This window comes from Brevundimonas sp. (assembly GCF_030656255.1).
Taxonomy (GTDB): Bacteria; Pseudomonadota; Alphaproteobacteria; order Caulobacterales; family Caulobacteraceae; genus Brevundimonas.
Window position 1 is genome coordinate 1 of sequence record NZ_JAUSOE010000122.1, and the last position, 22,499, is coordinate 22,499.

At 66.5% G+C, this 22,499-nt stretch carries 16 protein-coding genes; 10 read left to right on the forward strand and 6 right to left on the reverse strand.

What is annotated here, in order from left to right; translation table 11 throughout:
- Nucleotides 1-297: 297 nt before the first annotated feature.
- Nucleotides 298-726: a CBS domain-containing protein gene (locus tag Q7J26_RS12630; RefSeq protein WP_183197899.1), complete on the reverse strand. Its 429-nt coding sequence runs from the start codon at nt 724-726 to the stop codon at nt 298-300.
- 93 nt (nt 727-819) lie between these two features.
- Nucleotides 820-1,524, reverse strand: coding sequence for a rhomboid family intramembrane serine protease (locus tag Q7J26_RS12635; RefSeq protein WP_304936763.1), 705 nt, complete (start codon nt 1,522-1,524; stop codon nt 820-822).
- A 121-nt stretch (nt 1,525-1,645) separates the two neighbouring features.
- On the opposite strand from Q7J26_RS12635, the gene hfaA reads away from it, so the two are divergent.
- Genes hfaA through hfaD form a run of 3 tightly spaced genes read left to right on the forward strand, consistent with a single transcriptional unit; the run spans nt 1,646 to nt 4,306 of the window.
- Nucleotides 1,646-2,107, forward strand: a complete 462-nt coding sequence (gene hfaA, locus Q7J26_RS12640; RefSeq protein WP_304936764.1) for a holdfast anchoring protein HfaA — start codon at nt 1,646-1,648, stop codon at nt 2,105-2,107.
- Nucleotides 2,104-3,120 carry a holdfast anchoring protein HfaB gene (hfaB, locus tag Q7J26_RS12645; protein ID WP_304936765.1) on the forward strand — a complete coding sequence of 339 codons (1,017 nt, stop codon included), beginning with the start codon at nt 2,104-2,106 and terminating at the stop codon, nt 3,118-3,120. Before hfaA ends, hfaB begins: the two co-directional genes overlap by 4 nt.
- Entirely contained in the window at nt 3,047-4,306 is a 1,260-nt protein-coding gene (hfaD, locus tag Q7J26_RS12650) for a holdfast anchor protein HfaD (RefSeq protein ID WP_304936766.1), read from the forward strand. The genes hfaB and hfaD overlap by 74 nt, the downstream gene beginning before the upstream one ends.
- Nucleotides 4,307-4,724: 418 nt before the next feature.
- Here the strand turns inward: hfaD and Q7J26_RS12655 are convergent, their stop codons facing one another.
- Nucleotides 4,725-6,239 carry a methyl-accepting chemotaxis protein gene (locus tag Q7J26_RS12655; RefSeq protein ID WP_304936767.1) on the reverse strand — a complete coding sequence of 505 codons (1,515 nt, stop codon included), beginning with the start codon at nt 6,237-6,239 and terminating at the stop codon, nt 4,725-4,727.
- Between the two features lie 140 nt (nt 6,240-6,379).
- On the opposite strand from Q7J26_RS12655, the gene Q7J26_RS12660 reads away from it, so the two are divergent.
- The gene (locus Q7J26_RS12660; protein ID WP_304936787.1) at nt 6,380-6,868 is read left to right on the forward strand and encodes a MarR family winged helix-turn-helix transcriptional regulator; all 489 of its coding nucleotides are present in this window, start codon (nt 6,380-6,382) and stop codon (nt 6,866-6,868) included.
- Between the two features lie 485 nt (nt 6,869-7,353).
- Nucleotides 7,354-10,239 carry a pitrilysin family protein gene (locus Q7J26_RS12665; protein ID WP_304936768.1) on the forward strand — a complete coding sequence of 962 codons (2,886 nt, stop codon included), beginning with the start codon at nt 7,354-7,356 and terminating at the stop codon, nt 10,237-10,239.
- A gap of 126 nt (nt 10,240-10,365) precedes the next feature.
- On the opposite strand, the gene Q7J26_RS12670 is transcribed toward Q7J26_RS12665, so the two are convergent.
- Nucleotides 10,366-11,244, reverse strand: a complete 879-nt coding sequence (locus Q7J26_RS12670; RefSeq protein WP_304936769.1) for a hypothetical protein — start codon at nt 11,242-11,244, stop codon at nt 10,366-10,368.
- Between the two features lie 340 nt (nt 11,245-11,584).
- Here Q7J26_RS12670 and ileS point away from each other — a divergent pair, with 340 nt between their 5' ends.
- The 5 genes from ileS (at nt 11,585) to Q7J26_RS12695 (ending at nt 18,862) form a co-directional block, all read left to right on the forward strand.
- Entirely contained in the window at nt 11,585-14,506 is a 2,922-nt protein-coding gene (ileS, locus tag Q7J26_RS12675; protein WP_304936770.1) for an isoleucine--tRNA ligase, read from the forward strand.
- 97 nt (nt 14,507-14,603) lie between these two features.
- Complete coding sequence (locus Q7J26_RS12680) at nt 14,604-15,134, forward strand: hypothetical protein (RefSeq protein ID WP_304936771.1); 531 nt, start codon at nt 14,604-14,606, stop codon at nt 15,132-15,134.
- A gap of 12 nt (nt 15,135-15,146) precedes the next feature.
- Nucleotides 15,147-17,201: a capsular polysaccharide biosynthesis protein gene (locus tag Q7J26_RS12685; protein ID WP_304936772.1), complete on the forward strand. Its 2,055-nt coding sequence runs from the start codon at nt 15,147-15,149 to the stop codon at nt 17,199-17,201.
- Between the two features lie 111 nt (nt 17,202-17,312).
- Entirely contained in the window at nt 17,313-18,464 is a 1,152-nt protein-coding gene (locus Q7J26_RS12690; protein ID WP_304936773.1) for a beta-ketoacyl-ACP synthase III, read from the forward strand.
- Between the two features lie 137 nt (nt 18,465-18,601).
- On the forward strand, nt 18,602-18,862 hold the full coding sequence (locus Q7J26_RS12695) for a hypothetical protein (RefSeq protein ID WP_008260179.1): 261 nt from the start codon (nt 18,602-18,604) through the stop codon (nt 18,860-18,862).
- 64 nt (nt 18,863-18,926) lie between these two features.
- Here the strand turns inward: Q7J26_RS12695 and Q7J26_RS12700 are convergent, their stop codons facing one another.
- Both Q7J26_RS12700 and ppdK read right to left on the reverse strand, forming a co-directional pair.
- On the reverse strand, nt 18,927-19,454 hold the full coding sequence (locus Q7J26_RS12700; RefSeq protein WP_304936774.1) for a porin family protein: 528 nt from the start codon (nt 19,452-19,454) through the stop codon (nt 18,927-18,929).
- Between the two features lie 230 nt (nt 19,455-19,684).
- Entirely contained in the window at nt 19,685-22,363 is a 2,679-nt protein-coding gene (gene ppdK / locus Q7J26_RS12705; RefSeq protein WP_304936775.1) for a pyruvate, phosphate dikinase, read from the reverse strand.
- Between the last annotated feature and the right edge of the window lie 136 nt (nt 22,364-22,499).

A 22,499-nucleotide genomic window follows, 5' to 3' on the forward strand; every position in this document is an offset into this window, starting at 1 on the left:
GAACCCTCAAAACCACAAAAAATCACCGGAGGAAAACGCAGAGGCTTTCCTCTTAACCGTTCGGCGATTCGATTGGAGCGCGGAACCTATTGAAACCAACCCAGGAAAGCAAGAAGTTTCTCAACTCTTTCTTCCCCCCGAAATCCCCGAAACCGAAGCCTCGAAGCCCTCAGGGCCGGCCCGTTTCCGAGCGAGGCGGTCCTATACGGGCCACCCTTTTTACCCGCAACCAGATTCTGACAGATCAGTGAAGATTCTCGCGGAGTCGGACTCTGCGAACCCGTCGCGTCGCCCCGTTCAGCCAGCGGCTATATAGGTTCTGAGGCTTTCGGCCTCGCGGGCGTGATCGGCGATCTGGCATTTGACGACGTCGCCGATCGAGATGACGCCGACCAGCCGCCCCTCGCTTAACACCGGCAGATGGCGAATCCGTCGGTCGGTCATCCGGCCCATCAGGGCGGACATGGTCTCGCCCGGTTCAGCGAAGATCACCTGGGCCGACATATAGTCGGAGACGGGACGGCCCAGGGCGTTGGGGCCATCGACCGCCAGGGCCTTCACCACATCCCTTTCGGAAAAGACGCCGGCAACGGATTCGCCGTCACGGACGACCAGGGCGCCGACGCGTTTTCGCTCCAGCTCCCCGCACGCCTGCGCCACCGTCAGGTCGGGCGCGATGGAGAAGACGGCGTTTCCCTTGGTCTTGAGGATCTCGGCGACGAACATCGCGGCTCCTTCTCTATGGTTAAGAGACGACCGCGGGGCCGGAATGGCGACAGGGCCGATCTGTAACCATGATCGCTCAGCCGCGCCTCGGAATCAAACGCCCGATTCGGGTCCGCCCGACGCCGCCAGGGGCAAAGGCCCCTTGCCGAAGGCGCGGGCCAGCGGACCGATAACAAGCAGCCCGGCGATAAAGCCGAAGGCGTGCGCTTCCCAGGCGATTCGCGCGCCCTCGGCCCCCGGCGCATAGCCGATCAGACCGGTGACCGCATTGACCGCCATCCAGGCGACGGAGGCCCCGATCACGCGCCGGTCGAACAGGCCCAGCACCCTGCCCTGCCCGCCCATCAGCCGGGTCGCCCCGCCGATCAGGCCGAACACGGCCCCCGACGCCCCCACCATGGCCTCGGTCGAGCCCCAGTGAACCAGCCCATAGCCCAGGGCCGCGATCACGCCGCACCCTATATAGAAGATCAGGAAGACGGTCGGCCCGATCCGGTCGCCGAACAGCCGGGCCACCGGGGCGCCGAAGGCCAGGGCGCCGACCGCATTCATTATGGCGTGGGTCCAACTGCCGTGCAGCAGCATGGCGGTGAACAATCCGCCCCACCGCCCGTGCTGCAGATCGATGGGTGCGAAGGCCATGGCGGCGCCCATGTCAGGCAACTGGCGCTGGAAGAAAAACAGCACGGGCATCGACAGGGCGATCAGCACCACCGCGACCGGCGCGTTGAACAGTCTTTCGGACTTCGGCCCATCTGAATTCGGGGGCGCTGCGAATCGGCCATCGGGGTCGGACATGCCTCCACCAATGCGCAACGATTTCTGCGATCTCAAGCGCTTCTTAATAACCTTAACGCAGTTTGGGGCGCGGATCGTGCTTTCGGTCCGTCGTCCGTTTGCGCGCCAGGAGTATTCCCACATGCCGGTCAAGAGGCTGATCGCCCCCCTGCCGACCATGCTTGCGACCCTGGTTGTCGCCGTCGCCCCGTCGCTCGCCCCGTCTATCGCCGTGGCCCAGACGACGGGCTCCAGCGGCGCGGCCCGCTTCCAACAGGGCTATGGATCCGCGCGCAGCTCGACCACCACCGCCACCACCGGCTCCACCCGCGACGCCAACGGCAATCGCCTGATCGTCAACGGCATCATCCAGTCGGGCGCTTCTTCCTATTCCAGCCAGTCCGGCGGCGTGGCCTCGGCCTATGCCGGCGCAGGCTCCTCTTCCAGCAGCGGCTCGACCGTCGGCGGTTCGACCGCCATCGGCAACCAGCTGAACGTCGTGGTCCAGGGCAGCCACAACACTGTCATCGTCAACTCGAAACAGACCAACAACGGCGACGTCAACGCCGGCACGGCCCTGAACGGAAACATCACCCTGCCATGAGCCGTCCTCCCCTCATTCGTACAGGCGCCGTTGTCACGGCTGCGGCCCTGCTGCTCGCCGGCTGCGTCAGCCCGGTGGCCGGACCGTCGGGTCAGTATGCGACGCCGATCGGCAATGCGCCGGTCACGGCCAACCCCACCCCCTATTCGGCGGCGCTCTATTGCCTGGCCGACTACGCCCGGCGCTACAACCTACCGTCGCCGCGCATGGCCGTGGGCCGGATCAGCGACTATACCGGCACGGTCTCGTCGGACGGCGGGCGCCAGATCACCGGCGGCGCCTCGCTGATGGCGAACTCGGCTTTGGCCAAGGCCGGGGCCCGGATCGTGGAGCGCTACGACACCTCGGTGTCGGAGCTGGAGTTGCGCTACGCCAACAACAAGCTGATCGGCGACCAGGCGCCCGGCGCTCAAGGCCCGGAAGACACCCAGTTCCGCCGCATCCTGGCCGGCCAGGTGCCCGGCTCGGACTTCTACATCGTCGGCGGCATCACCGAGGTGAACTACAATATCCGCTCGGGCGGCTTCGACGCCGCGGCGGGCGAGGTCGATTCCGACACCCCCGGCTCGGGCATCGCCACCTATCGCGTCTATGTGATGAACATCGCCATGGACCTGCGCCTGGTTCAGACCACCACCCTCGAGGTCGTGGACGTCGTCTCGTACCAGAAGCAGATCATCGGCCGCGAGATCTCGGCCGGGGTGTTCGACTTCCTGAACGGCAATGTCTTCGACATTTCGGCCGGGTCCGGCGGGATGGAGCCGACCCAGTTGGCCGTTCGCGCCCTGGTCGAACGCGCCACGGTCGAGTTCATGGCCAATCTTTACGGCGCCCCCGGCCCCGAAATCTGCCTCAACGCCGCCAACGACCCGCTTGGCGATTCCGCTGTCGGTCCGACCGGCGGCTATTATCCGGCCTACCCCACCACGGAGACGAACAATGGCCAGACCCGCGCCGATCCGTCTCGCTGGCATGATCGCCGCGACGGCGACGTTCGCCCTTCTCGCTACTGAGGCGACGGCGCAGGAGACGCCGCTCTGCGATCCGCAGACCGGCTCGACCTGTTCCAGCACCCAGACCCAGTCCGGCGACGTGACCGGGTCGGTGAACCTGAACGTCACGGTCGACCAGCTCGAGGTGACCAATTCGGCCACGGGCAATTCGCTCGCGGGCGGGATCGAGGATTCGTCCGGGTCCCTGACGTCGCGCCAGACCATGACCGGCGCGACCCGGGCGGACACGACCATCGTCCTGAACGGCGAGTCGGAAGGCGTGATCGGATCGACGACCCTGGCGCGCGGCAATTATCTGGGCGTCTCCACCGACGGCGCGGCCTTCGCCCTTGATGCGGCCCAGGTCACGACCGGCGATGACGTCACCGCCCGCACCGTCGTCCAGTCGCCGACCGGCCATATGCTGGCCGGCGGTTTCGTCGGTACGACGGCCGTCGCCAACAGCGTCGCCCTGGGCGGTCCGTCCTCCTCCATCACCGGCGCGGTCGATCAGTCGGCCCAGACCACCGTCCTGGCCGAGACGGTCGCCGACGTTCAGTATATCCCCGCCCCCGCCGACTTCTCGTCCCAGGCCGTGGCCAACGCCGTCCAGGCCTCGACCACCGGCGCCTCGCATCAGGATCTGACGGTGCGCCAGACCAACGCCGCCTCGACGATTGAGGCGCGCACCGACGTCTATGTCGACAACGCCTGGAACCTGGCCGGTCGCGCCAACGCCGGCGCCAACCAGACCGTCCTCTACAACGCGGGCGGCTCCCTGGTCGCGGCGACCGATCAGACCAACCAGGGCCGTGTCCGCGCCGATTCGCGCGTCCAGACCAATCTTCAGGGCCAGACCACCGTCTCGGCCCGCGCGCTCGCCAACGAGGTCATCGCCGGCAACCAGGACATCTATCTGGAGCTGGACAACACCCAGCTGAACACCGGCGGGGTCGAGGCGACAGCGACCTCGGTCGGCGTCAGCGGCTACGACACCTATGTCGGCGCCGAGGCCGTCGGCAACAGCGTCACCGGCTACGCCTGTTCCCAGTGCGGCGGCGAGATCAATATCACCAACAACCAGACCAACGACGGCGCCGTCACCGCCACGACGAACGCCACCATCGGCTCCGGCCGCGCCGCCGTGGTCGGAACCACCGCCGTCGGCAACAGCGCGACCTTCTATGTGAGCCGTCCGGGCGGGTGATCGCTCCAGACCCAGCCGCGCTCAAAAGCGGACGGTCTGTTTTCTGTGAGAGTGGAAACGGTCAATATCATTTGGCTTCCGTCACAGCGTGAACGTCGCAAGCGCAAGCAGGTCAGCTAGGCCCCTCCCTGCCGCCGTCAGACCCACGGCGCCGGCGCCGAACACGACCACCGTGTCGCCCCTCTGGGTGCCGCTTATCTCATCCGCCTGATAGCCGGTGGGACAACGTCGGCCAGCAGAACCGCGTCGTCCGGATCCATACAGATCGACAAAGCGATCACTCTAGGCGGTATAGGTTTGTGGCCTTGGACGTCAGGGCAAGAACAGCGAGCAACGGCATAGATGGGTCGGGCCGAGAGTGAGGGGCGGCGATCCGCAGGCGCCCTCCCAGCTCGCTCTCCGGCGGCCGGGAAGCGCGTCAGAACTCCTGCCAATCGGCTTGCGCCACCCGCCCGCCCCCGACGGCGGCGAGCCGAGGCCGCCTCACCTCTTGAGCTGTCGGCGAAGAGCGGCCGACAGATCCGCCGTTCCTGTCGCGCTGGGCGGCGGACGCAATCGACTGCTCGCCCTCCTGCGGGCTGACCTGAAAGCGTCCGACCAGTTGCGTCATTTGCGCCGCGTCCTGGGTGAGGGCCAGGCTGGCGGCGGTCGATTCCTCGACCATGGCGGCGTTCTGCTGCGTGACCTGATCCATTGCATTGACCGCAGTGTTCACCTCGGCCAGGCCAATGGCCTGCTCCTGCGTCGAGGCCCTGATCTCCGTCATCAGGGTCGTCACCTCACGAACGCCTTCCGCAATTCCAGACAGCGCTTCGCCCGACTGGTGCACCAGGCCCACGCCGCTCTTGACCTGGGCGCCGCTCGTGGAGATCAAGGTCTTGATCTGCCGTGCAGAGTCCGCCGAGCGCTGGGCGAGCGCCCGCACTTCCGATGCGACAACAGCGAACCCCCGCCCGGCGTCTCCCGCACGCGCCGCCTCGACTCCGGCGTTCAGCGCCAAAAGATTGGTCTGGAAGGCGATCTCGTCGATGACGCTGACGATGTCGCTGATCTGATCCGATGAGCGCTCGATCTCGCCCATGGCCGCGATGGCGCGCTGGACGACAGCCCCGCCTGTTTCGGCTTGAACGCGCGTCGCGGCGACGACAGCGTCCGTCGCCTTGGCGTGTTCTGCGGTCTTCTGGACCGTCGCCGTGATCTGGTCCAAGGCGGCTGCTGTTTCTTCCAAAGCCGCCGCCTGTCGTTCCGTACGGCTCGACAAGTCTTCTGCAGCACTGCTGATCTCGTTGGCCCCAGACTGGATGGCGCCTGCATTGCCGCGAATGACCCCGACCGCGCCATCCAGGGCCGCCATGGCCTGATTGAAGTCATCGCGCAGACTGGCGTAGTCGCCGGGGAAGACCTCCGCGATGCGATAGGACAGGTCGCCGGCCGCCATTGCAGATAGCCCCCGTCGCGTCCCGTCCACAACAGCCGTCTGAATCTCGGCGGCCTGACGTTCCGCCTCGGCGCGCCGGCTACGCTCATCCTCGATGGCGGTCACGTCCGTGGCGAACTTCACCACCTTGTAGGGTCGACCGTCTGCACCCAGCATCGGGTTGTAGGAGGCCTCGATCACGACGCGGCGTCCGCCCTTGCCATAGCGGACGAACTTATCGACGAAGAACTCGCCCGCATTCAGGCGGCGCCAGAAATCGGCGTAGGCCGGCGACGCCGCCTCCGCTGAATCCACGAACATGCTGTGGTGCCGTCCCTGAATATCGGAAAGGTCGTAGCCGAGGGCCTCCAGGAAATTGGCGTTCGCGTCGCGCACCGATCCGTCCAGGTCGAATTCGATCACAGCCTGCGACCGATGGAAGGCGGCGACCAGGCTGCGAAGCTCCGCCATGGCGGCTTTTTCTGCGGCGCGGGTCTTGGATTGAAATCTGAACATGGCCGTCTCCGTGTGGTCCGGAAAAACGGGGACCGAGGGAGAGAATTAGCGCCAGTACCTTAACGTCTATTATATCAAACATGATCTAATAGCTGTTTAGTATGTTAGGTTCGATGAACACGCATCTGGATGGACCGTTTATGAGCGCACGGCCGAAGCCAACGAGTGAACCTGCGGATTTCGCAGAATTGCACGTCTATCAGCAGCTCTGCTTGGCCTTGCAGACCAGCAGCAGCCTCATCACCCGACTTTACCGAAGGCTTCTGGGGCCGCTGGGCCTCACTCACCCTCAGTATCTCGTCCTGATCGCTCTTTGGGAGTTTGAGCGTCCTATGACGATGGGCGATCTTGGAGATCGTCTCTCAATGGACACGGGGTCATTGACGCCTCTCGTCAAACGGATGGAGACGGCGGGGCTTGTCTCTCGTAAGCGGGACACGCGCGACGAGAGAAGAGTTTGGGTCGAACCGACACCCAAGGGCTCGTCTCTACGCGACGACGTCCTGTCAGTCCGCCGGGAGGTGGTCCGGCAGCTCCCCGTAACGGGGGAACAGATCGCAGCCCTTCGCCGACTCCTGCAGGACATGAACGAAGCTTTGGTTCAAGCGGACGCAGACCAACCGAGATGACCCGGCTGCCACGGTATCACTGGATCCTAGGCTTTCCAGTGAAGGCAAAACTTCGCCCAAATGAGGCGGCCTAGTCTCGCATAGACGCGATCACCGAGGGCTCGAATACGACATGACGTATCGTATCGGCGATGAAGCTATCGGCTAGCGGACCTTGCCAACTTCGGCAGGGGGGCGAGTTACGACCAAACACTATAACTGACAGCGGACGATGAATGTCGTTCATCATTCCTGACGAAAGACTCTTGACCCGCAGACTCGGAACACAGCGGCGAGCGGAAGCACGACCAATCACGACACAGCACGCTGACGCCTGAGCAGCTGAAGGGTTTCGCCTTCGGCCGCCGCTTCCGTTTTCCTGATCTACGTCCAGAATGACGAAAGATATGAGCCGCCTGCCAAAGGGTCGCCTTGCCCTCGTCGCCGCCCTCCCCTAATCCGGGATCGCCGTTCCATCGGGGGTTGCGGCTTACGGGAGTAAACTCATGCGTTCTGCGCGTCGCCTTCTGCTTGTCGCGGCCTCTGGCCTGGCTCTTTCGACCGGGGCCTTCGCCGCCCCCGTCCTGGCCTTCGCGCCCGCCGCCGCCCAAGCCCAGGCTCAGGTCCAGCCCTCCGATCCGTGGGCCCAGGCGGCCAGTGACGTTCCGGCAGATCCGGCCGTCCGTTACGGCCTGATGCCCAACGGCATGCGCTACGCCCTGATGCGCAACGCCACCCCGCCCGGTCAGGCCTCGTTCCGGCTGCGGATCGACGCGGGCTCGCTGATGGAGCGAGACGACCAGCAGGGCCTGGCCCACTTCATGGAGCACATGGCCTTCAACGGCACCAAGGACATCCCCGAGAACGAGATGCTGCGCATTCTCGAACGCCTCGGCCTGGCCTTCGGCGCCGACACCAACGCCTTCACCAGCTTCGAGCAGACGGCCTATATGCTGGAACTGCCCAACACCCAGGACGAGACGGTCGATACGTCCCTGCATGTGATGCGCGAAATGATGGGCGACGCCCTGATGGAGTCGGACGCCATCGATTCCGAGCGCGGCGTCATCGTCGGGGAGGAGCGGACCCGCAACTCGCCGCAGATGCGGGTGCTGAAGACCCAGCTGGCCCTGCTGGCGCCGGGTCAGCGCCTGTCGAAACGCCTGCCCATCGGTGATCTCGACGTCATCCGCACCGCGCCGCGCGAGCGGTTCGTCGACTTCTATGACGCCTACTACCGGCCTTCGCGCGCGACCTTCATCGCCGTCGGCGACTTCGACCTGGACGCGATGGAGGCCAAGATCCGCACGACCTTCGGCGACTGGACGCCCAAGGCCGCCGACGGTCCCGAACCCGACCTGGGAACCGTCGCCGCTCGCCAGCCGGAGACCAGCATCATCGTCGAACCGGGCGTCCAGTCGTCGATCCAGATCAACTGGATCAAGGCGCCGGATCTCGATCCCGACAGCCTGGCCGAACGCACCGAGGCCGTGCGCCGCAGCCTGGGCCTGGCGGTGCTGAACCGTCGCCTGGGCGAGATGGCGCGCGCCGACAATCCGCCCTTCCTGGGCGCTGGCGGCGGTTATCAGTCGCTGTTCGACACCCTGGACGCCGGCATCCTTTCGGTCGCCTTCACGCCCGGCGAATGGAAGCGCGCGCTGGAGACGACGGAGCAGGAGGCCCGCCGCCTGACCCAGTACGGCGTCACCGCCCCCGAGCTGCAGCGCGAGATCACCGAATACCGCACCTCGCTTCAGAACGCCGTCGCCACCGCGGCCACCCGATCGACCTCGGCCCTGGCCGGCGCCCTGCTGAACGCGGTCAATGGCGACACGGTCTTCACCTCGCCCCAGGAAAGCCTGGACCAGTTCGAGAAGATCGTCGCCGATCTGACCCCCGAACAGGTCAACGCCGCCGTGCGCCCGGTGTTCGAAGGCCAGGGCCCCCTGGTCCTGTTCACCAGCCCGGTCCCGGTCGAGGGCGGCGAGGCCGCCGTCACCGCCGCGCTGGAAGCCTCGCGCCAGGTTCCCGTCGCCGCCCCGTCCGATCAATCGGCGTTGGAATGGCCCTACACGAACTTCGGCGCGCCGGCCGTTCCCGCCGCGCGGACCGAGGTCGCCGACCTGGGGGCCACCCTGGTGACCTTCCCCAACGGGACCCTGTTGAACATCAAGAAGACCGACTTCCGCGATGACCAGATCCTGATCCGCGCCAACACCGGCATCGGCGGCATGGGTCTTCCGGCCGATCGCTTCTCGCCCCTGTTCGCCGCCAACACCGTGCTGAACGCCGGCGGCCTGGGCAAGCTGACGGTGGACGAAGCCGACCGCGTCCTGGCCGGCCATGTCGTCAACACCAGCGTGAGCCAGGGCGAGGACAGCTACAGCTTCGGCGGCTCCACCCGCCCGGAGGACCTGCAGCTCGAGCTTCAGGTTCTGGCCGCCTTCCTGACGGATCCGGGTCTGCGCGCCGCGCCGCTGCAACGCGCCAAGGCCGCCTATCCGCAGGCCCTGGAACAGCAGGCCGCCACGCCGGGCGGCGCCTTCGGCCTGAAGGCCGGCGAACTGCTGGCCGGGGGCGACAAGCGCGCGGCCACTCCGACCAATGAACAGTTCCAGTCGGTCGAGATCGACGCCCTGCGCGAACAGATCAAGTCGGCCCTTGCTTCAGGCCCGGTCGAGATCACCGTCGTCGGCGATGTGGATGTGGACGCGGTCATCGCCGCCGTGGGTTCGACCTTCGGCGCCCTGCCCGCGCGCGGCGCCGCCCCGACCCCGCCGCCCGGATCGGCCGAGCGTCGCTTCCCCGCTCCGACCGCGACCCCGGTCCGTCTGACCCACACGGGTCAGGCCGAACAGGCCCTGGGCTTCGTCGCCTGGGCGACCACCGACCAGATCGAGGACCGCACCACGGCCCGGCGACTGTCGATCCTGTCCGCCGTGCTGCAACTGCGCCTGAACGAGGAGATCCGCGAGAAACAGGGCATCGCCTATTCGCCCAGCGCCAGCGCCACCAATTCCGACGCCTTCCCCGGCTACGGCTACATCGCCGTCGGCGCCGAAACGCCCCCGGAGTCGCTGGCGAAACTGTTCGAGGCCGTGGACGTGATCGCCGCCGACCTGCGCGACAATCCGATCAGCGAGGATGAGCTGAACCGCGCTCGCCGGCCCGCCATCGAACGCCTCCGTCGCAGCATGGCCGACAACGGCTATTGGCTGAACCAGTTGTCCGAAGCCCAGTCCAAGCCGGCCTCGCTGGATCAGACGCGAAACAATATCGCGGTGCTGGAGGCCGTCACCGCCGCCGACCTGCAAAGCCTGGCGCAGCAGTATCTGAAGCCGGACGCCGCCTGGCGCGCCGAGGTCGTGTCCGACAAACTGCCGGTCCAGTGATCAAAAAAATGGCCCCGGCGTGAATGCGCCGGGGCCAGTCTTCAGGATCATCGACGGAGAGCCGACGATCTTATGTCTCGCAGACGCGGGCTGAGCCGCGCCTGAACAGACTGTGTCAGGTCCGGTTCAGAACACCCGGCCGCCGACGCCGCCGTCCAGGGTGATCGCCCCGGTGATGACGGTCGAGGTCTGGACCTGCTCCTCGCGGTATTCGGTGTATTCTTCTTCGCGATACATGGTCAGGATCTTCACCCCGGCGCCGTAGCGACGCAGCAGCGACCGCTCGTTGCAGTCGCGTTCGGCCTTCTCGGGCCGGCATTCCAGCTTGCCTTCGCCGCCGAACCACAGGGCCTCGTGCTTCCTGCAGGTCAGGGTCGTGCCGTGGTCGAAACTGATGTCGCCCTGATAGTCGGCGATGGTGGCCTGCAGCCAGGTCCCGGCGAGGCAGCGATAGAGTTCGCCCTCGTAGCCGTCGGCGATCTCCCGGTCCGGCCGGACCTGCGACGCCGGGTGCGGCACCTGACGGTCGTCGATACAGACCGCCTGGATCACCACCCGCTTCATCGACCGACGCCAGGCGGTGAAGGGCGTCCGCACCGTCTGGGCCAGCCCATCCACGGCCAGCCCCTGGATGGTGGTCGGATAGGGCTGATCCACGGTCACATAGGCCGAGCCGCCGCCCCCGCCGATACTGCCCGAAAAGCCGCCGGCCCTGGCGTTGACATAGGCCCGTGACCCGGCGTTCGCATTGGCGCTGGCGCCCGCATTGACGTTGACGTTCACATTGACGTTGGTGTTGGAGTTCCAGCCGCCTCCGCCTCCCCCGCCGCCGCACGATCCGCCCCCGCCGCCACAGGACGGGGGTGTCGGAGGCTCCGGCGGTTGGCACGAGGTGCAGGGGTCAGGCTCGCAGCTGGTGCACTGGGCCAGAGCCGCGCTCCCTGCGCCCATCACAGCCACGCCGGCCGCCAGGCCCAACATCCAATTCCTGATCCGCTGCCGCATCGGCGGGACTCCCGAACGAATTCTCATGTCGCCCGAACAGACTTTCGGACGATCCAAACTTAACCAAGACCCCAAAAGCCTTTCGTTTCTGTTGAGACGCCGCACGCGTCGGGGATGGCGCAATGCCGCATCCGTCTGCTAGACCGCCCGCACAATGATCGTCCGCGTCTTCCTTCGCCTGATTTCGATTAGCCGCCCGGCGTAGCGCTTCTGGGCCCTGTGGCCCCGTGCACGCCGGGACGACCGCCCTTCAGGGCGAACAAGGCCGCCCTCAAGCCGCGCAACGCGCGATAGGGCGAACGAAGACAGCGACATCAATTTCACGACGCCGAGACGATCCATGGCCGACGCCACAGACACCACCGACACCCCTTCCGGCCGCGACTATCGCGACACCGTCTTCCTGCCTGAGACGCCGTTTCCCATGCGCGGCGGCCTGCCGCAGAAGGAGCCGGTGATCCTGGAGCAGTGGGGCGACCTGTACGGGTGCCTTCGGGCGCAGCGACAATCCGAAAACGCCCCTCTCTATGTGCTGCACGACGGCCCGCCCTACGCCAACGGCGACATCCACATCGGCCATGCGCTGAACAAGACGCTGAAGGATTTCGTGGTCCGCAGCCGGTTCCTGCTGGGCTATGACGTCGACTATGTCCCCGGCTGGGACTGCCACGGTCTGCCGATCGAGTGGAAGATCGAGGAACAGTTCCGCGCCAAGGGCCGCCGCAAGGACGAGGTCTCCAAGGACGAGTTCCGCGCCGCCTGCCGCGACTACGCCGGCAAATACATCGACCTGCAACGCGACCAGTTCAAACGCCTGGGCATCACCGGCGACTTCGCCAACCGCTACGCCACCATGGACTTCACGTCCGAGGCGGCCATCGTCGCCGAGTTCCACAAGTTCAAGAACTCGGGCCAGCTGTATCGCGGCTCCAAGCCCGTCATGTGGTCGCCGGTCGAGCGCACCGCCCTGGCCGACGCCGAGATCGAATACCACGATCACGTGTCACCCACGATCTGGGTCAAGTTCCCGGTCACCGGCGTGTCCGACGACCATCCCGACGACCTGCTGGCCTTCCGCAGCAGCACCCCGTCCATCGTCATCTGGACCACGACGCCCTGGACCATCCCGGCCAACCGGGCCATCAGCTACGGCCCCGAGATCGCCTATGGCCTGTATGAGGTCACGGCCATGGAAGAGGGTCTGGAGTTTGCGCCCTGGGCCAAGCCGGGCGACCGCCTGATTGTCGCCGACAAGCTGGCGGAAGACGTGTTCAAGGCCGCCAAGATCGCCGCCTGGACCCGCGTCTACGACATCAATCCGTCGGGCCTGGAATGCGCCCACCCGCTGGCCGCGCTGGACAGCGGTTACGGCTTCTCCGTGCCGCTGCTGGCCGGCGACCATGTCACCGACGACGCCGGTACAGGCTTCGTTCACACCGCGCCGGGCCACGGCGCCGACGACTTCGAGGTGTGGAAGGCCCACGGTCATCACGAGGTGCCGGACACGGTCGATCCGGACGGCGCCTATTACCCCGGCGTCCCCCTGTTCGCCGGGCTGAAGGTGCTGGAGACCGAGGGCAAGAAGACCGGCAAGTTCGGTCCCGCCAACGGCGCAGTGATGGAAAAGCTGATCGAGGCCGGCAATCTGCTGGCGCGTGGCCGGCTGGAACACTCCTACCCGCACTCGTGGCGCTCCAAGGCCCCGATCATCTTCAGAAACACGCCCCAGTGGTTCATCCGCATGGACGAGTCCCTGGCCTCGGGCGACAGCCTGCGCGAGACGGCGCTGAAAGCCATCGACGACACCGCCTTCCACCCCGCCGCCGGCCGCAACCGCATCCGGTCGATGGTCGAGGGCCGTCCCGACTGGCTGGTCAGCCGTCAGCGCGCCTGGGGCACGCCCCTGGCCATGTTCATCGACAAACAGACGGGCCAGCCCCTGCATGACGCCGAGGTCGACGCCCGGATCGTCAAAGCCGTGGCCGAACACGGCGCAGACATCTGGTTCACCGCGCCGGACAGCGACTTCCTGGGCGCCCACGACCCGGCCCGGTACGAAAAAGTCGAGGACATCCTGGACGTCTGGTTCGATTCCGGTTCGACCCACGCCTTCACCCTGGACCCGCGCCTGCCCGAGCACGGCTATACGGGCGACCGCCCGGCCCACTGGCCCGCCGACCTCTATCTGGAAGGTTCGGACCAGCATCGCGGCTGGTTCCAGTCGTCCCTGCTGGAAGGCTGCGGCACCCGTGGCCGCGCCCCGTTCAAGGCGGTCCTGACCCACGGCTTCACCCTCGACGAGAAGGGGGAGAAGATGTCCAAGTCCAAGGGCAATACGACCGATCCCCTGACCATCATCAAGGAGAGCGGCGCCGACATCCTGCGTCTGTGGGTGTCGCTGGTCGACTATTCCGAGGACCAGCGGATCGGCAAACAGATCCTGCAGACCACGGTCGACGCCTATCGCAAACTGCGCAACACGGTCCGCTATCTGCTGGGCGCCTTGGCCGACTTCGACGAGGCCGAGCGGCTGCCGCTGGACCAGATGCCGCCGCTGGAAAAGTTCATCCTGCATCGCCTGTATGAACTCGACGCCCATGTGCGCCAGGCCTATGCCGAATACCGGTTCCAGGACGTGGTGCGCCCGGTGCTGGAGTTCTGCTCCAACGACCTGTCGGCCCTGTATTTCGACATCCGCAAGGACGCCCTCTACTGCGACCGCCCCGACAGCCTGCGCCGTCGCGCCGCCCGCACGGTGATGGACGAGGTCTTCATGCGCCTGACCGCCTGGCTGTCGCCGCTGACGCCGTTCACGATGGAAGAAGCCTGGACGACGCGCTTCCCGGATGCGGGCACGAACTGCGCCCGGGTGATCCCGGAGACGCCGGCGGAATGGAAAAACCCGGCCGAGGCCGAGCGTTGGGCCGCGATCAACACCATCCTCGAAGTGGTCAATGAATCGCTGGAAGCGGCCCGGCGCGACAAGCTGATCGGCGGGGCGCTGGACGCCTGGCCGACCGTCACGGCCCCGGCCGGAACCTTCGCCCCGTTCGACGGCCTGGACGCGGCCGAGATCTTCCGCACCTCGGGCGCCGAACTGATCGAGGGCGACGCCATCTCGGCGACCGTGGCCCTGGCGGACCATCCGAAATGCGCCCGCTCCTGGCGCCGCGTGCCGGACGTCGGCTCCGACCCCGCCTACCCCGACCTGTCGGCCCGCGATGCGGATGCGGTCCGGTACTGGGACCAGACGCACGCCTGACCGCGCATTCACCTCCCCGTCGGCGAAGACCGACGGGGAGGACCGGCGATCGCGTCAGCGAGCGCCGGGAGGGGGCGACTCGGCGCCTGAAGCCGCCGTGGTCATCACCGCCGCCGGAGTCTCCCCCTCCTGGTCGCTGCGCGACCTGTCCTCCCTGCGCGCCTTCGCGCGCAGGGAGGTGACGCCGTCCCTCTTCTTTCGTCATTCCGGGCGAAGCGAAGCGGAGACCCGGAACCCAGCGGCGCGCGAGAGCGCGAACCTGTCGCGGGCTCGATTTTCAAACATCGTGCGGCGGACCCATTTCGCCTTCGGCGCCGCTGGGTTCCGGGTCTGCGGGCCAAGCGGCCCTTCGCCCGGAATGACGAAAGAAAACGTGGTCAGCCCTCCTAATGACGCTGCCCCAATCCCCGCGTTTGCAACGCCTTATCCATCACCGGGCCCTATCGACCGGGCGCCCGTCAAAACCCTGCTAGGATGGTCGTCGTTGAAACCGCCGGAGGTCGAAGGGATGAGGCGTCGCCGAATTGCACTCTTTTGCCCATTGCACCGGTTTCCACCTGCGCCGTTCAATTTCAGCGCGGCCATTTCAGACTATTCAGACTATTCAGACCCTGTTTTTCGCGTCTGAATCGGACCCGCCTTGACCCCAGCCTCGGACATCGCCGCCAAAACCCCCGCCTGGGTCTGCGCGCCCGGCGTGCTGAAGGTCCCCTTCCTCGACGTCTTCCTGCCCGACTACGACCTGCGTCGCCTGCCGGGAGACGAGGTGCAGGCGGTACTGGGCTGGGGGATGAAGCCGACGGCGGCCGCCGGTCGTCGTTGGGCGCAACAGAACAGCCGGCCCTATGTCGCGCTGGAGGACGGTTTCCTGCGCTCGGTCGGCATAGGCGAGGCGGGAGCCGCCAGCCTCAGCCTGATCGTCGATGATCTGGGCGTCTATTACGACGCCACCCGGCCCAGCCGGCTCGAACACCTGATCCAGACCGCCGACGCCTGGTGCGACGCCACAACGACCGCCCGCGCCCGCGCCTTGATCGACCGGATCGTCGCCTCGGGCGTGTCCAAGACCAATATGGGCGGGCCGCTGGACCCCGGCCTGCTGCGGCCCGGCCGCCGCGTCCTGATCGTGGACCAGACCTTCGGCGACGCCTCCATCGGCTACGGCCTGGCGACCCAGGACAGTTTCGACGCCATGGTCGCCGCCGCCCGCCGCGACGAACCCGACGCCCAGCTGATCGTCAAACGCCACCCGGCGGTGGCGGCGGGCCGGAAGCGGGGGTGCATAACCGATCTGGCCGGCGTCACCCTGGTGGACGCCGACGTGCGGCCGGCCGACCTGCTGGCGGCGGTGGACGCCGTCTATTGCGTCACCTCGGCGCTCGGGTTCGAGGCCCTGTTGCGGGGGCTGCCGGTGCGCTGTTTCGGGGCGCCCTTTTATTCCGGCTGGGGCCTGACGACCGACGCCGTGGCCACCGGCCGACGCGGCGTGGCGCGCTCGGTCGAACAGGTCGCCGCCGCCGCCCTGATCGGCTACAGCCGCTATGTCGATCCCGTCACCGGCGAACGGTGCGAGGCCGAACAGGCGCTGGAGCGGTTGATCGCCCTGCGCGACCGCGCCGACCGTCTGGCGGGGCCCTGGTCCGCCGTCGGCTTCGCCCCGGCCAAACGCCCGCCGGTGCGCCGCCTGCTGAACTCGCCGAAGGCGCGGATGCGCTATTTCATGTCGCCGTCGCGCGCCGCCGCCCACGCCGCCGCCACGAACGGTCGGCTGATCTGGTGGGCGGGCAAGGAGAGCGAGGCCGTGCGTCAGGCCGCCGCCGACTTCGCCGGCCCGACGGTCCGCATGGAGGACGGCTTCATCCGTTCGCGCGGCCTGGGCTCGGACTTTGTCGGCGCCCTGTCGGTCGCCCTGGACGACCAGGGCGTCTATTACGACCCGTCGCGCCCGTCGCGGCTGGAAACCCTGATCGAGACGACGGACGCGACGCCGGAGCAGTTGGCCCGCGCCGCCGCCCTGCGGACCCGCATCGTCGAGGCGGGCCTGTCGAAATATAATCTGAAGGGCCAGGCGCCGGCCGACTGGCCTGCTGATCGGGATATCCTGCTGGTCGTCGGCCAGGTCGAGAACGACAAGTCGATCCTGCTGGGGTGCGAACCCGATCTGGCCACCAACTCCGCCCTGGTCGAGGCCGCGCGGGCTGATCATCCCGACGCCTTCCTGGTCTATCGCAACCATCCCGACGTTCTGGCGGGCAACCGGCCGGGTCGGCTGGAGGCCTCGGCCCTGGCCTCGGTGGACGCCAGCGCGGACGGGCTGGACATCATCGACTGCCTGAACGCCTGTCGCCGGGTGGCGACCCTGACCTCCCTGACCGGGTTCGAGGCCCTGATGCGGGGCAAGGCGGTGTCGGTCTATGGCCGGCCTTTCTACGCCGGTTGGGGGCTGACCGACGACCGGCTGGGGTTCGAGCGCCGCAGCCGGCGCGCGACGGTCGATCATCTGATCCTGGCCGCCCTGATCCACTATCCCCTCTATGTCACGCCGACGGGCTGGCCCTGCGAGGCCGAGGATCTGGTCCAGGCCCTGATCGCCGCCCGCGACCAGCCGCCGCCCAAGGCGCCGCGCGGCCAGATCCAGCGCTGGGCCGCGGGGATCATCGCCTCTCTCGACCGCAGGCCGCCGCCGTCCTATTGAAGGCGTTCGTAAAGGAAACCCTCCTCACGCAGCGAGGCGCAGCGCGCCGAGTGTGAGGGCGGTCCTCAAGCAGCGAGGCCCCGTGGGCCGAGCGATAGGACAAGAAACTAAGTGACCCACGCCGTTATCGCCGCCACCGGCCTCTTCACCCCCGAACAATCCGTCTCGAACGCCGAACTGGTCGACAGCTACAACGCCTGGGCCGACGGCTGGAACGCCCGCCACGCGGCCCAGATCGAGGCCGGCGAACTGGAGGCGAAGTCGCACTCTTCGCCCGAGTTCATCGAAAAGGCATCGGGCATCAAGAGCCGCTTCGTCCTGGACAAGGCCGGGGTGATCGACCCCGAGCGGATGGCGCCGAACCTGCCGGAACGCAGCAATGACGAGCTGTCGATCCTGGCCGAGATGGCGGTCAAGGCCGCGCGTCAGGCCATCGAGGCCTGGGGCAAGCCGGTCAGCGAGATCGGCGCCGTCCTGTGCGCCGCCTCCAACATGCAACGCCCCTATCCGGCCATGGCCATCGAGGTGCAGCAGGCCCTCGGGATCGAGGGCTTCGCCTTCGACATGAATGTGGCCTGCTCTTCCGCCACCTTTGGCGTCAAGACGGCGGCGGATTTCATCGCCGGCGGTTCGGTCAAGGCTGTGCTGATGGTCAACCCGGAGGTCTGTTCGGCCCACTTGAACTTCACCGACCGCGACAGCCATTTCATCTTCGGCGACGTGGCCACGGCGGTGATCGTGGAATCGGCCGAGACCGCCGGACCGGGCGGCTGGGACGTGCTGGGCACGCGGCTGAAGACGGTCTTCTCGAACAATATCCGCAATAATTTCGGCTTCCTGAACCGCAACGCCCGTGACACCGACCATCTGGATTCGCCGGTCGCCGACGACAGCGTCCAGAACGACAAGCTGTTCATCCAGCAGGGCCGCAAAGTCTTCCGCGACGTGGTGCCGATGGTGTCGGACATGATCGTCGATCACGCCGGCGAACTGGGCCTTGATCCGCACGAATTGAAGCGGTTGTGGCTGCACCAGGCCAACATCAACATGAACACCATGATCGGCAAGAAGGTGCTGGGCCGCGAGCCGACGTCGGACGAGAACGTCATCATCCTGGACGACTACGCCAACACCTCCTCGGCCGGCTCGATCATCGCCTTCCACCTCCACAACGACGGCTTCGCGCCGGGGGAGACGGGCCTGATCTGCAGCTTCGGCGCCGGCTATTCGGCCGGGACGGTGTTTGTGCGCAAACGCGGGTAGAATTCGGAGAACCAAAAAGTTTGACCGCCGTTACGTCAGGTTAATCCTGATCTGGGAAGATAATTGCTCAGGCTACGCTTGAATCCTGTACTGGATTTTGCGAGGCCTTTGATTGTCGAGAACAGGGGAGTTCCCAGATGGCTCAGACGACACCGAAGACGGTGCTGGAAAGCCTGGCTCAGGATATCGCCGCCGTGCTCAAGAGCATGGGCGGGTCGGCCCATCAGAATCTGGTCGTGGACTGTGTCGCGGCCCTCAAACGTCAGCGCGGCGAGGCGGTGAACACGCCGGACCTGCGTCAGAAGATCATCGAGACCTTCGAACAGTATCGCGACTGGTTCGTACGCCCGTTCGGCGAAGGCTCGCAGCGGTGGGCTCTCGCAGGCGATTTCGCCTAACTCAAAAAGCAGAGGGCGCGCTCCGCAAGGAGCGCGCCCTCTTCATTTCGCCTGATCCCAGGGATCAGAAGCGGCGGATGTAGCTGACCGAATAGGCGTCGGCTTCGCCCGCGTCGTCGCGGTAGTCGCGACGGGTCCAGTCGGCCCGCACGCCGTTCACGCCGTCCAGATAGTAGTTGGCGCCGGCGCCGTAGTTCCAGCTGTCGCCGCCCACGTCGGTGTTGGCGCCGGGGAACTCCTGCTTCAGCTCGGTGTGGCCGTAGCCGCCGCGCGCGAACAGCTCCAGCTTGTCCGACACCGGGTATTTGCCGACCACATAACCGGCGGCGTCCCACTCGTGCTTGATCGAACCGTCGACGCCGGCGACGGTGAAGTCGTCGTCCTTGACGCCGACCGAGGCTTCGGTCTCGACGGCCAGGTAACGGTTCAGGTTTACGCCCAGACGACCGGTGACGGCGCCCGTGGTTGCATTGTCGCCTTCAAGATGAGTGTAGCCCAAAGATCCGTAACCACGCGGTTCAGGATTGGTTTGAGCAAAGGCCGGTGCAGCGATTGCAGAGACGGAGACAGCGGCGAGAAGAATGTTACGCATTGTTTCTTATTAACTCCTAGATGTGATGACCGGTTGGATCATCAGCCCCATCCAGCGAGTGCTTAAATAGGTGACGCTGTCGTCTGTTCCATAGGCAGACAGAACATGACCTCGTCTGTGCGCGTCGAGACACACACTGCGTTCCGCCAAGTACGACGGAAATGCGACGCGCAACGAAAAGGGGCGACGCCTCGCAGCGCCGCCCCTGACCTCAGACCCTGATTGACGGATCAGCGGTCCTTTTCACGCTCCACGTTCAGCGCCGCCTGGGCCGCCGCCAGACGGGCGATCGGCACGCGGTAGGGCGAGCAGGAGACGTAGTCCAGGCCGGCCTTCTCGCAGAAGGCGATCGACGACGGATCGCCGCCGTGTTCGCCGCAGATGCCCAGCTTGACCTCGGGCCGCACGGCGCGCCCCCGCTCGGCCGCGATCTCGATCAGGCCGCCGACGCCGTCCTGGTCCAGACGCACGAAGGGATCGGTCTCGAAGATGCCCTTGTCCAGATAGGCCTGCAGGAACCGCCCCGAATCGTCGCGGCTGATGCCGAAGGTCGTCTGGGTCAGGTCATTGGTGCCGAAGCTGAAGAACTGGGCGTATTCGGCCAGGTCTCCGGCGCGGATGGCGGCGCGGGGCAGTTCGATCATGGTCCCGACCAGATATTCGACGCTGTCGCCGGCGTCCGCGAACACGGCCTTGGCCGTGCGGTCGGTCAGCTCGCGCAGATATTTCATCTCCAGACCCATGGCGACCAGCGGGTGCATGATCTCCGGGATCGGCGCCAGCCCAGACGTCTTCTTCACCTCCAGCGCGGCCTCCAGCACGGCCCGGACCTGCATCTCGTAGATCTCGGGATAGGCCACGCCCAGGCGGCAGCCGCGATGGCCCAGCATGGGGTTGGTTTCGTGCAACTCCTTGGCCCGGCGCTTCAGCTTCTCGGCGTCGATGCCCGACGAGGCCGCCAGGGCGTCGATGTCCTCGTCCGTGTGGGGGATGAACTCGTGCAGCGGCGGGTCCAGCAGGCGCACAGTCACCGGCAGACCGGCCATGATCTCGAACAGCTCGACGAAGTCCGACTTCTGGAACGGCGCGATCTTGGCCAGGGCCGTGCGGCGCCCGGCCTCGTCGTCGGCCAGGATCATTTCGCGCACGGCGGCGATCCGGGTGTCGTCGAAGAACATGTGCTCGGTCCGGCACAGACCGATGCCCTCGGCGCCGAAGCCGCGCGCGGTCTTGGCGTCCAGCGGCGTCTCGGCGTTGGCGCGCACCTTCAGGCGCCGCACCTTGTCGGCCCAGGCCATCAGGGTCTGGAAGTCGCCGGTCAGCTCGGGCTCGATCATCGGCACGGCGCCGTCCAGCACCTCGCCCTTCGATCCGTCGATGGTGATGATCTCGCCGGCCTTGAAGGTGCGGCCGCGCGCGGTGAAGACGCCCTTGGCCTCGTCGATGTGGATTTCGCCGGCGCCGGAGACGCAGGCCCGTCCCATGCCGCGCGCCACGACGGCGGCGTGGCTGGTCATGCCGCCGCGTGCTGTGACGATGCCGCGCGCCGCATGCATGCCGTGGATGTCCTCGGGCGAGGTCTCCTCGCGCACCAGGATCACGGCCTCGCCCAGACCGGACATCCGTTCGGCCTCGTCAGCGTCGAACACGATCTTGCCCGTCGCCGCGCCAGGCGAGGCGGGCAGGCCGGCGGCGATGACGGTGCGGGCGGCCTCAGGGTCCAGGGTCGGGTGCAGCAGTTGATCGAGCGCTGACGGCTCGACCCGGCTGATGGCTTCTTCCTGGGTGATCACGCCCTCGGCGGCCAGATCGACGGCCACCTTCAGCGCCGACTTGGCCGTGCGCTTGCCGTTGCGGGTCTGCAGCATCCAGAGCCGGCCCTGTTCGACCGTGAACTCGATATCCTGCATGTCGCGGTAGTGGCTCTCCAGCTTGTTCACCACCTCGACGAACTGGCCGAACACCTCGGGCATGGCCTCTTCCATCGAGGGGGCGGTCTCGCCCATCTCCTCGCGGCCGATCTTGGTCAGGGACTGGGGCGTGCGAATGCCCGCGACCACGTCTTCGCCCTGGGCGTTGATCAGGAACTCGCCATACAGCCGCGCCTCGCCGGTCGAGGGGTTGCGGGTGAAGGCCACGCCGGTCGCCGAGGTCTCACCCATATTGCCGAACACCATCGACTGGACGCTGACGGCCGTGCCCCAGCTTTCGGGGATGTCGTGCATGCGGCGATAGAATTTCGCCCGCTCGTTCATCCAGCTTTCGAACACGGCGCCGACGGCGCCCCACATCTGGTCGCGCGGATCCTGCGGGAAGGGATGGCCCAGTTCGCGTTCGACCACGGCCTTGTAATCGACGACGATCCGTTCCCAGTCCTCGGCCTTCAGGTCGGTGTCGACGCTAACGCCCAGCCGGTCCTTGTGGGCGTCCAGTACTTCCTCGAAATCATCGTGGCTGAGGCCCAGCACCACGTTGGAATACATGGTGATGAAACGGCGGTAGGAGTCGAAGGCGAAACGACGGTCGCCCGACAGCTTGGCCAGACCCTCGACCGTCTGGTCGTTCAGGCCCAGGTTCAGCACCGTGTCCATCATGCCCGGCATAGACGCGCGGGCGCCCGAACGGACGGAAACCAGCAGCGGATTGTTCACGTCGCCGAAGGTCTTGCCGACAATGGCCTCGACCTTGTCCAGGGCGGTCTTCACCTGGCCTTCCAGGTCGGCGGGATATGTCTCGCCGTTGGCGTAATAGTGGGTGCAGACCTCGGTGGTGATGGTGAAGCCCGGCGGGACGGGCAGACCCAGTGAAGACATTTCCGCCAGATTGGCGCCCTTGCCGCCGAGAAGGTTCTTCATCGACGCATCGCCGTCGGCGGAGCCCCCGCCGAAGCCGTACACCCACTGAGTCATCTTGCAGTCCCTGAGCTTTTCGGATCGTCCGGCGGGTTGCCCCCGCTCGTACATGCAGCACGATCTAGCGCGGAGGAACCGACTTGACCATGGCGGATGTAACAATGCGTGAGGGGGTAACCGGTTTCCTGATCGC

Coding starts and splice junctions, on each gene's coding strand:
- Q7J26_RS12630 (WP_183197899.1), bottom strand. CDS start 726: ATGTTCGTCGCCGAGATCCTCAAGACCAAGGGAAACGCCGTCTTCTCC.
- Q7J26_RS12635 (WP_304936763.1), bottom strand. CDS start 1,524: ATGTCCGACCCCGATGGCCGATTCGCAGCGCCCCCGAATTCAGATGGG.
- hfaA (WP_304936764.1), top strand. CDS start 1,646: ATGCCGGTCAAGAGGCTGATCGCCCCCCTGCCGACCATGCTTGCGACC.
- hfaB (WP_304936765.1), top strand. CDS start 2,104: ATGAGCCGTCCTCCCCTCATTCGTACAGGCGCCGTTGTCACGGCTGCG.
- hfaD (WP_304936766.1), top strand. CDS start 3,047: ATGGCCAGACCCGCGCCGATCCGTCTCGCTGGCATGATCGCCGCGACG.
- Q7J26_RS12655 (WP_304936767.1), bottom strand. CDS start 6,239: ATGTTCAGATTTCAATCCAAGACCCGCGCCGCAGAAAAAGCCGCCATG.
- Q7J26_RS12660 (WP_304936787.1), top strand. CDS start 6,380: ATGAGCGCACGGCCGAAGCCAACGAGTGAACCTGCGGATTTCGCAGAA.
- Q7J26_RS12665 (WP_304936768.1), top strand. CDS start 7,354: ATGCGTTCTGCGCGTCGCCTTCTGCTTGTCGCGGCCTCTGGCCTGGCT.
- Q7J26_RS12670 (WP_304936769.1), bottom strand. CDS start 11,244: ATGCGGCAGCGGATCAGGAATTGGATGTTGGGCCTGGCGGCCGGCGTG.
- ileS (WP_304936770.1), top strand. CDS start 11,585: ATGGCCGACGCCACAGACACCACCGACACCCCTTCCGGCCGCGACTAT.
- Q7J26_RS12695 (WP_008260179.1), top strand. CDS start 18,602: ATGGCTCAGACGACACCGAAGACGGTGCTGGAAAGCCTGGCTCAGGAT.
- Q7J26_RS12700 (WP_304936774.1), bottom strand. CDS start 19,454: ATGCGTAACATTCTTCTCGCCGCTGTCTCCGTCTCTGCAATCGCTGCA.
- ppdK (WP_304936775.1), bottom strand. CDS start 22,363: ATGACTCAGTGGGTGTACGGCTTCGGCGGGGGCTCCGCCGACGGCGAT.